This is a genomic window from Enterococcus mundtii, assembly GCF_002813755.1.
GTDB classification, from domain to species: Bacteria; Bacillota; Bacilli; order Lactobacillales; family Enterococcaceae; genus Enterococcus_B; species Enterococcus_B mundtii.
The window spans coordinates 3,348,136-3,357,452 of the sequence record NZ_CP018061.1 but is presented as its reverse complement, the minus strand read 5'-3'; the positions used below and the strand labels follow the sequence as shown (position 1 = coordinate 3,357,452).

The window sequence follows — 9,317 nt, the reverse complement described above, 5'->3', positions numbered from 1 at the left end:
CTTTCTTGTATCAAAAAAGGAAGCACTAGCGTAAATATGCCATAAAATATAAGCAATCCTATCCCTACTATTAATACCTTTACGCAATGAATCATCTTCATTCTTCTCACCACCACTTTAAATTTTTTGTGTAATGATCAATGGAGTAATTGCATATCCCTTACCTATAAGCTTTAAAGAACTACCTCTTTTTCTAATTCCATTTTTAATCTATTTTTTCTCCAATAAGAGACAACAGAAAGACAAACGACTAATGTTAACCAGAAGAATAATAAATTGATGATTCCTCCAACATATCTATTGGCAAATTACTTTTGCCCCAAAGCCAATTCTGTGGAATAAAGTCCCTCACTAAGTTACTTAAAGGAAGTCCAATGGCTACTCCTAAATAACTTTTTTCTGATTTTTTCTTGATTTCCTTCTCCATTTCTAAACCCAGAAATACTGGATTCACTCAAAGAAATACTGGCTTGGATAGATCTTTCTATTAACTCTATATTGCTTTAAACCTACCATGAAATTGTTTTGTCTTATTAAATATTCTTCATTATTATCTGAAATCAATAGACACCAACCTGGAATTACTCTTTTTTATCAAAGCATAAATTTCTAATCTCACCATCTTCTATTTCCATATCATTTACTCAAGATACACTTTCTAACATTATATATTTCACATCATTATTAACGAACCAAACTTTACCATTGAACAAAAAAATTTTAACTATATAAAAACTCAACAAACTTAGCAATCTTGCTTGTACTAAAAAAAGGTATTATAAACAAAAAAATGATTGTAAAACAAATAATCAAAGCTAGACCAACTAGATTATTTATTGTCCATACTTTTTTTGTATATTTAGAATTATTAATCAGATTTATCTTTCCTAAAAAACTTACATCAAAATCATTATTCATCATTTTAAAAGAAAATTTCTTTTTCTAAAGAAAGAACAAAAGTACAAGCAAACTATTATAGTTAGCCAAAAAAACAATAGATTTTTTATACCTATAGAAAAATTAAAAGATTGATCAGAATTATCCCATAACCATTCAACTGGAACTATTTTCTTATTATTGGATATAATACTAAAGCAACCGCACTACCTATGTAATTACTGTTCGATTTTTTCTTATAATCTTTCTCTATCTCTTTACAGTCTACAGAAAAACTCATTAAAGAAGTATTAGATTTATATATTTCTCTCTTCAGATGATAGTTGCCCAACCTTAACAAATTTGAATTCTGTCGAACAACAAATTCTTCATTGTTTTCTGTTACTAATAACAACCATCCGCGAATAATTTTATTTTTTTGAAATGCAATATTATATATTTTCCCACCAATAATTTACGGCTATATTCCATCTAATAGGCCTCCAATAAAACCACTCACCCCTTCAGTGAAATCACCCCATCCAGATACTACTGCTTGTCCCACACTATCTTCAAAATCTCTAACAAATTTAAATTTTTCTCTTAAAATATCATTCGCAATACCTACACCTATACCTACAGCTATAGAACCTACTATACCAATATTTACAGGAGCAGAAATTAGTCCAACTGCAGCTAATGCTCCAGTACTAAGCTTTATACCACTTACTACTCCTGCACTAGCTAATCCTGTAATTATTCCTTTTCCCCAAGCCTCTTCAGCACTATCACCTGAAACTATATCTATCCCTACACCAATTAATAATCCTGCTCCTTCTGTTATTACCTTACCTCCATATTTAAATACCCCTTTTATTGCATTCTCAGCCGATTCTCTTGCAGCTAGAGTGGCTCCAGGAACTTCTCCCAAAATCTTTCCGTCTGGTAATTCTAACGAATATCGGTTTTTCCAGATATAGTCGGAAGCATCTTGACCATGCTGTATTCCTTTTTGTATAAATAGTTTCTCTGTTTTCTCACTAGCCAGAGTCCCCCCTGTTGTTTGAAGTACTGAAATAACTTCATCATAATTTTCTATATCCATTTGATCAGAAGTAAACCACTTTTTATTTATCCCCTCGGGTAACAAATATGAACCATCTGTCCGCACTCTCGTATTCTTTAACACTAATACACCCTGCATTGCCAGTTTCAATTCATCCAAACTATGACTGAATAATCCACTAGTTTGAGAATTGAAATTATGTAATTTTTTAGCTTATTTTGTAATTGATCAATATCTTGTTGAAAGCTCTCTGACATACGATTTAGATCTCGTTGGACATTTAGCAATGTTTCGAGAATGCCGACGAACGGATTACTTTGTGCTTGGGACTGAACAAAAGCAGAAGTCGTGTCTACTGATGCTTTCATAACTCGCGTCGTCGCCAGTTGCTGGTTCAGTTTGTTCTCATCCAAGTATCCTTCCATTGCTACAATCTGATCCGCGACTTTATACCTTTGTAGCTCCTGTTCAATTTTTTCAATCGCATTCGTTGTTCGTGTAATTGTCGGAATGATCAATTCACTAAATAATCCTTTTCCTGCTGTATATGCTGCACCAGATAATTCGTTTCCGTTAACAGCTGACACGACTTTTTGACTTCCTCTCTTTAGTTGATTGATCGTTTCTTTACTACTGGCTAAGTTCTTCTTTAACGCTGACATAAATTCTGATGATTCCCCACTCACATAAACTAATCCCACTCAAATGTTCTCCTTTCTGCAAACAACTCTTCTCTTTCTACTTCTAATCCTTGTAAAGTTTTCCTGTACGAAAAATCAAGTTCTTCATGTGCCTGATGAAATTGTTGTTGAAATGTTTGTTGCTTTGCTTCATACTCCTTCTGCATCCAAATTGCATTGGTCATACCTTGTTGGATATCTTCATGATTCAATTCAGATAATTGGCGAAAACCTCTTTGAAGTTCTTTTTCTAATTGAAGGAGCTGGTTTTCTAACCTACGTTTCCCATTTGCTAATTCGTCTTGTTGCTGTTCCACTTTCCAAATTTCTTTTTGATTCTCATAGATCATTTCATTGTCTATTGACATTCATTCACCTTCTTAGATATTTGATGGTTGATTTCTTGCAACATTCTTTTTCCTAAACGATAGCTTTGCTCTTTAGATACTGTCCTTCTTAAACTAAATACGAATTTTTTCTGAATTATTTTCATATTTAAAACGATTAAAACGATTTTTATTATTTCATAAAAAAATGAGCTCTTTGATCAAATAAAATAACTGATAAAATTAACTTTACACCTTCGATATATTTCCATTTTAATATAATAATCAATTGAAAAATAGAACATATCATAAAACGTCGTTTTGGTTTCATAATCGTTAAAATAACATTAAAAAAAGACCGTCATTTATTGACAGTCATTCGTGATATCGATCATTATTTCATTTATGATACGGAGCTGCCTATCATGAGTGAATGATATTAGGAAAACTTCATAAAATAAATCTTTTATACATTTCCACTTCTAGATGGTCATTCATGTTAGAAGAATCAAACTATTTTTTTACTGTCGTAATAATATTAAAACACTAGAACAAATCAATTAAATTCCATAAAATATAAATAATAGACCTAGCATCATCTGGTATAAAATGGATGCTAGGTCCGTTATATTTACTCAAAATTGATTCTACGAATAGATCTTCTTATCATTTCTATTTTAGTAGTCATGCGTTGTTGTTCTTCTAAAGGTGGTAATGGTATAAGTAGTTTAGATAAATTTGTACCATTTACATTTGGTTGCCCAGTTCCGTAAGAAATTTTTTCTAATAACTTCCAATATAATGGCGAGTCTAAGAAGCAGTCTACGTATTCTGATAATAATTTCTCAACTAACCTAATTCGAATCAAGTAAGAAGCAAAAACAGATTCCTCACTTATTTCCTTAACCAAGAAACTTTTTCCCATAGTTCCTCCTGTCCTTGCTATCAAAATGTCATTTTCTTCCAATCTTAAATCAACTAGTTTAGAATTACTAATATCACAGTAAGGCACACTGGACCAATTTACACGTCCCTCTTGTATATCTGTGATTCTTAAAAACTTAACATTGCCTTGTTTTTTCGCCGAATCTGTATAGCCATATTGAATCTTAGTAGAAATACTTCCTAAATAAACCCATAGTTGAACATCGCTAGATGATTTTTCTTGTCGTTCTTTATGAACAACAGTGATCATCTTGAGTTGTCCGACTATTTTTTAGTTGCAGCAATCTTTTTGGGACGCTTATTTGCATGAAGCAACGTTGCTAAGTCTAGTAATAAAACATTGGCTAACACAGGATTGGCTTTCTCGCGATACGCTGCGGCGCCACTTTCAAACAATACTGCTAGACGATCTTCTACAACAACGATTTGTTCCAAATACGGTGGAAATTTGATTCGTTTTAGGATCCGGCTAGGAGAGTCCCGCTCGGACACTAAGAGTTCCGAGGTATAAGGACCATAAGAACGACTGGCTAAGAGATAATGGCCATAAAAAGCCACACCTTGAATCTTATCAGATGTTTTTCTGCTCATTGTCACGGTTGGTTGGATTTTGTCTTTGCGGCGAATTGCTGTTTTCATTTCAGCTATCGTCGGCAATAGATAGAAAGTCAACTGTCCTTCACCTTTTAGTGTGAAGTTGCCAGATACCAGTTGATCATTGTTTTGAGTCAAATACGATGCTTGTGGAATCTCTGAGAGATCAGTTGTCAGCCAATAAGCGATTGGCTGTCCCGTCTCTTCAGATGTATCTGCTAAGATATCGATCAAACGTAAAGCGGCTACTCGTCCAGTAGCAGATCCTGTGATTGTCAACCATAAAAGTTCCCGTTTTGTATCATATACTAAGCCCCCTACATGTGGCCGTTTAGGTAAAATCAGCAGTTTGATCGGCTGTCCTGTTTCTCTATCCAGTACATGAATAATAGAATGATGCTGATGGTCATAGCAGTAGGCAGAAATAAACACAAAATCTTGAGAAAAAGCCAACCCTTGCGGCGTCATCCATTGACAAACCTCATTTTCGCCGGTTTCCGGCACCACCATTCTTGTTTCTGTTAATCCAGGAATGTTATATTGTTTTGCTTCAGCCTTTTCCCAAGCTGCTTGAACAATAGGATACCGTTTTAACTTTTTTTCAATATCCTGATGTATCCGTTGCTGCTTCCAATGCTTAAACTTTAGGACATAGTAAACAAGGAGGCCAATGACCAGCAACACTAAAATCATTATTGCTACCCGCTGTGTCATTTTTTTGCCTCCTTGTTCTATTCGATCAATCGTACATATACCGCAATTAATTACCGTAACTACATGTTTCTTTTACTAGCGTTTCTTTATAGGATCTTTCATAATCTCATTTATAGTAACATTAAGAATCCCTTATTCTACTATAGTCACTTCCACATCAATATTGCCTCTTGTTGCTTTAGAGTATGGGCAAAATGCGTGGGCTTCTTCTGCGATTTTCTCTGCTTGGTCCTTCTCAAGTCCTGGCAAAGAAACTTCTAAAACAACCCCGATTTGGTAGCCCCCATCTTCTAATTGAAATAAAGATACCCGTGCTTTGACTTCAGAATCAGACTCAAGATTATTTTCTTCCAGCATGTGTTGAACCGCGCCGTTGAAGCAAGATGCGTATCCAGCCGCAAAAAGTTGTTCCGGATTTGTCCCTTCACTATGGATTCCTGGGCGGTCGATCTTCATGTGCATACTTCCGTTTGGTGCCTCAACCTCGCCATCACGGCCTCCACGATTGATCATTGCTGTTTCGTACATTTTTTTCATTGAGATCATCCTTTCTTTCGTCGTTCTATATTAAGTGTAACGAGTATTTTTTAATCTGACAAAGGTAATGCTTGCATTCGGCGACATCAGTTAGACAACATCGATGATCAGTGATAGAAGCAGTTTATCTATACAAAAAAAGAAGCAGCGAAAAGCTGCTCCTTAAGATAATAGGTAAAATTGCTGATATATTGACGATTAACCTCTTGAACGTCCCAAGCAAAATGATACTACAGCAACAACGATGATCGCACCAATGATAGAAGGAATCAAAGCCATTCCTGCTAATTGAGGACCCCAGCTACCTAATAATGCTTGTCCAATTGCTGAACCAACTAAACCTGCAACGATGTTAGCTATCCATCCCATTGATCCACCTTTATTTGTAATTGCTCCGGCAATCAAACCGATAATAGCTCCTACGATTAATACCCATAACCAATGCATAATTTTCTCTTTCTTTCTGTGAAATATTTATTACACATATTATGTTACGCTTCTTCTTAAGAGAGTGTAAAATATTTTGTGTAAATAGAAAAAAGGAAGTCCCTTCTGTAGAATAGAGTTACCACAACACATTCACAGAAAAGAGGACTTCCATAAGAACGATTTTACTACAGAAATTCTAAAGACTCTAGCGAACAAAGGCGATTTGAATGAATTATTCCGTGTCCATTTGGAAAAAGCTGTCAATACGCTTCTCAAAACGGAGTTAACGGCTTTCTTCGATTACGAAAAGTACGATCGCATTGGTTTTAACACGGGTAATTCTCGTAACGGCTCCTATGACCGTACGGTCAAGACCGAGTACGGGGAACTTCATCTCCAGATTCCGCGCGACCGCAACGGGCGAGTTCAAGCAACAGACTGTTCCTGCTTATAGACGGACGAATGATACCTTAGAGGAGACCGTCATTCACCTCTTCCGAAAAGGTATTACCATGTCGGAAATCGCAGACTTGATTGAGAAAATGTATGGGCATCACTACACGCCCCAAACCATGTCCAACATGACTAAAGTGCTGACTGAAGAAGTAAATGCATTTAAAGTTAGAACTCTAAATGATAAGTATGTCGCTATTTTCATGGATGCTACTTATATTCCTTTAAAACGGCAAACCGTCTCCAAAGAAGCAATCTATATTGCCATTGGTATACGAGAAGACGGCACTAAAGAAGTACTAAGTTATGCGATTGCTCCGACTGAATCGACCTACGTTTGGAATGAGTTGTTACAGGACATTTACTCCAGAGGGGTTCATGATGTCTTACTGTTTATTACCGATGGCTTAAAAGGCATGAAAGATACGATTCACCAGATTTATCCTAAAGCTAAATACCAACATTGCTGTGTTCACGTTTCCCGTAATATTGCTCACAAAGTATGTGTCAAAGATCGAAAAGAAATCTGTGATGATTTTAAGGCTGTTTATCAAGCTAGCTCAAAGGAAGAGGCAAATACCTTTTTAGGGAGTATGATTGAGAAGTGGCAGAAAACTTATCCTAAAGTGACGCAGTCACTGATAAAAAATCAAGATTTATTGACTTTTTATGAGTTTCCGCCGAAGCATTTACTCAACTAATTTAATCGAATCTTTCAATAAACAAATCAAGAAATACAGCCGCAGAAAAGAGCAGTTTCAAAATGAAGAATCACTAGAGCGTTTCCTAGTATCCATCTTTGATACATACAATCAAAAATTCTTAAATAGAAGCCATAAAGGCTTCCAACAAGTGACGGATACATTAGCTTCAATGTTTACTGAGTAACCCATTATTTTGCAGAAGGACGAGTTATTTACACAAAATTATTGACGCTCCCCGATAAAGCAGAACAAGTAACAATGGGAAAAGTAGAAAGCCTGCATAGCCTAGCCCAGAACCTATATTATGGATCCAAGTCGATAGATTCCAAGAGCTTTCATTCGTATTGATACTGAATAACCCAGTAAAAATACAATCACCTATCCCATATAAACCAACTGTTGCAACAGCAAGTATTGCAAGTGTTTTTGATGTTCCAACAAATAGGTGATACAACGCAGGCAACGAAAGAACAAAAAAAAGTCCAGATACAACTGACCAGACCAAGAAAGCACGTCTGACTGGACTATCTACGTCACCAAACACACTAATTACGGTAGTCATTTGATTCAGTTTGGGATAAAAAAGGCCAAGGATATACGGTGTCGATAAATCACTAATCACACCTAATAATAAAAAATAAAAACCATATTTTTGCAAAAAAATCATTTTCTTCCCCTACTTTTTAGTGATTATTCGATACATCCAACAATCAAATTTTTTCTCATTTTAACACATATTTTTATTCTAGTTGCCTTTTGAACAATCAATAACATAAAGGTGAGTTTCTTCTACATTTTAAAAAATCGAATGGCACTGAAGAGTTCAGTTGTCAGCATCAATCTCCTACTCAAAAAGGCAAAAAAACGTAAGTCAGATGTTGTTGACATCTCACTTACGCATCCATTGATTGAAAATTTCTTAGTAAAATCTACTAGCCTAAAAATTTGAAGACTTCTTCTCGATCATACAGTTTAAATACTTTCTCGCATAAAAATTGAGTAATTAGTGCCGCAAAAACAGGGATGACTAACCAACAAAGAACAACAAGAAAGCCATTTAGCCCTGCATCTAAAGAAGCCAACGGACCAACAAGTCCGACCACGCCGAAACCAGCAGAAGCAGGCGTACCTGAAATAGAAAATAGAGCGACAGGAATAGCTGTAATCACTGCACTAACTAAACAAGGAATAAGAATCACAGGTTTTCTAAATAGATTAGGCATCATCATCTTCATAGCGCCTAAAGCAATCGCAATTGTCACACCTGACTTATTAACCTTCCAAGAGTTCACTACTAAAACAAAAGTGGTTGCAGCTACGCCCATCGCAGCCGCACCAGCAGAAACACCATCTAGTTGGATTGCCATTCCGATTGCTACTGTTGAAATAGGAGAGATAATCAAAAAGGCAAAGGAACAACCAATCAAGATAGACATTAACAGCGGTTGTAAGGTAGTGAAGTTATTAATCAATGATCCAATTGCAGAAGTAATTGCTGTTACAAAAGGGAATAAATAAAAACCAAGTAAACCTGCACCTACACCTACAACAATCGGTGTTAACACAATCGACACTGACCCAAAACTATTTCCAATCAGTAAAATCAGCCCGACAGCAATCGATGCTGTCAGCATCGTATTAATAATATCGCCTGTACCAGCACCAACGTAAACACCCGTTTCACCCAAATCAGGTGTGAATTTGACTACACCAGAACCAACAAAAGAAGCTCCGGCTACAACCATCATTCTCATCGGATCAAATCCAAATTGTAAGGCAATCAAACCACCAATGATCAAAGGTGTTGCTAATTGAAAAATAACTGCTAACTGTGCGATCGTTACCGCAAAGGGATACGCACTAAAATATTTTAAAATGGCACCTAATACTGCATTAGGAATCAATCCAATAATGATTCCTGTTGCTGTACCAGCGAGGACTTTATTCAGAAAAATTTTCGGTGATATTTTTTGTGAAGTTTCCATTCAATCTC

General features: G+C 35.8%; 9 protein-coding genes and 2 pseudogenes. 1 reads left to right on the top strand and 10 read right to left on the bottom strand.

What is annotated here, in order from left to right:
- Positions 1-256: 256 nt before the first annotated feature.
- From EM4838_RS16920 to EM4838_RS15625, 8 genes are all read right to left on the bottom strand, one after another.
- The gene (locus EM4838_RS16920; RefSeq protein ID WP_233433749.1) at positions 257-427 is read right to left on the bottom strand and encodes a hypothetical protein; all 171 of its coding nucleotides are present in this window, start codon (positions 425-427) and stop codon (positions 257-259) included.
- A gap of 930 nt (positions 428-1,357) precedes the next feature.
- Positions 1,358-2,101, bottom strand: coding sequence for a hypothetical protein (locus EM4838_RS15655; protein WP_157811380.1), 744 nt, complete (start codon positions 2,099-2,101; stop codon positions 1,358-1,360).
- A complete protein-coding gene (locus EM4838_RS15650) occupies positions 2,089-2,643 on the bottom strand; it encodes a hypothetical protein (RefSeq protein ID WP_100917289.1) in 555 nt (184 codons plus the stop codon). Before EM4838_RS15650 ends, EM4838_RS15655 begins: the two co-directional genes overlap by 13 nt.
- On the bottom strand, positions 2,634-2,990 hold the full coding sequence (locus tag EM4838_RS15645) for a hypothetical protein (protein ID WP_071866167.1): 357 nt from the start codon (positions 2,988-2,990) through the stop codon (positions 2,634-2,636). The genes EM4838_RS15650 and EM4838_RS15645 overlap by 10 nt, the downstream gene beginning before the upstream one ends.
- A 589-nt stretch (positions 2,991-3,579) precedes the next feature.
- A complete protein-coding gene (locus EM4838_RS15640) occupies positions 3,580-4,143 on the bottom strand; it encodes a restriction endonuclease subunit S (protein ID WP_070828486.1) in 564 nt (187 codons plus the stop codon).
- Between the two features lie 14 nt (positions 4,144-4,157).
- A complete protein-coding gene (locus tag EM4838_RS15635) occupies positions 4,158-5,201 on the bottom strand; it encodes a YncE family protein (RefSeq protein ID WP_002292292.1) in 1,044 nt (347 codons plus the stop codon).
- Positions 5,202-5,333: 132 nt separating this feature from the next.
- Entirely contained in the window at positions 5,334-5,738 is a 405-nt protein-coding gene (locus EM4838_RS15630; RefSeq protein ID WP_002292291.1) for an organic hydroperoxide resistance protein, read from the bottom strand.
- A 198-nt stretch (positions 5,739-5,936) separates the two neighbouring features.
- Positions 5,937-6,185 carry a GlsB/YeaQ/YmgE family stress response membrane protein gene (locus EM4838_RS15625; protein ID WP_071866166.1) on the bottom strand — a complete coding sequence of 83 codons (249 nt, stop codon included), beginning with the start codon at positions 6,183-6,185 and terminating at the stop codon, positions 5,937-5,939.
- A gap of 130 nt (positions 6,186-6,315) precedes the next feature.
- Between EM4838_RS15625 and EM4838_RS15620 the strand changes: the two are divergent.
- Positions 6,316-7,508, top strand: a pseudogene (locus EM4838_RS15620) (IS256-like element ISEfm2 family transposase).
- Positions 7,509-7,559: 51 nt separating this feature from the next.
- Here the strand turns inward: EM4838_RS15620 and EM4838_RS15615 are convergent.
- Both EM4838_RS15615 and EM4838_RS15610 read right to left on the bottom strand, forming a co-directional pair.
- Positions 7,560-7,991: pseudogene (locus EM4838_RS15615) on the bottom strand (DUF998 domain-containing protein); the annotation flags it as partial.
- 265 nt (positions 7,992-8,256) lie between these two features.
- On the bottom strand, positions 8,257-9,309 hold the full coding sequence (locus tag EM4838_RS15610) for a PTS sugar transporter subunit IIC (RefSeq protein ID WP_002291912.1): 1,053 nt from the start codon (positions 9,307-9,309) through the stop codon (positions 8,257-8,259).
- Positions 9,310-9,317: the final 8 nt, after the last annotated feature.

Bases quoted from the DNA above. Each gene is read 5' to 3' on its own strand.
- EM4838_RS15645 (WP_071866167.1), bottom strand. From the start codon at position 2,990: ATGTCAATAGACAATGAAATGATCTATGAGAATCAAAAAGAAATTTGG.
- EM4838_RS15630 (WP_002292291.1), bottom strand. From the start codon at position 5,738: ATGAAAAAAATGTACGAAACAGCAATGATCAATCGTGGAGGCCGTGAT.
- EM4838_RS15640 (WP_070828486.1), bottom strand. From the start codon at position 4,143: ATGATCACTGTTGTTCATAAAGAACGACAAGAAAAATCATCTAGCGAT.
- EM4838_RS16920 (WP_233433749.1), bottom strand. From the start codon at position 427: ATGGAGAAGGAAATCAAGAAAAAATCAGAAAAAAGTTATTTAGGAGTA.
- EM4838_RS15625 (WP_071866166.1), bottom strand. From the start codon at position 6,185: ATGCATTGGTTATGGGTATTAATCGTAGGAGCTATTATCGGTTTGATT.
- EM4838_RS15610 (WP_002291912.1), bottom strand. From the start codon at position 9,309: ATGGAAACTTCACAAAAAATATCACCGAAAATTTTTCTGAATAAAGTC.
- EM4838_RS15635 (WP_002292292.1), bottom strand. From the start codon at position 5,201: ATGACACAGCGGGTAGCAATAATGATTTTAGTGTTGCTGGTCATTGGC.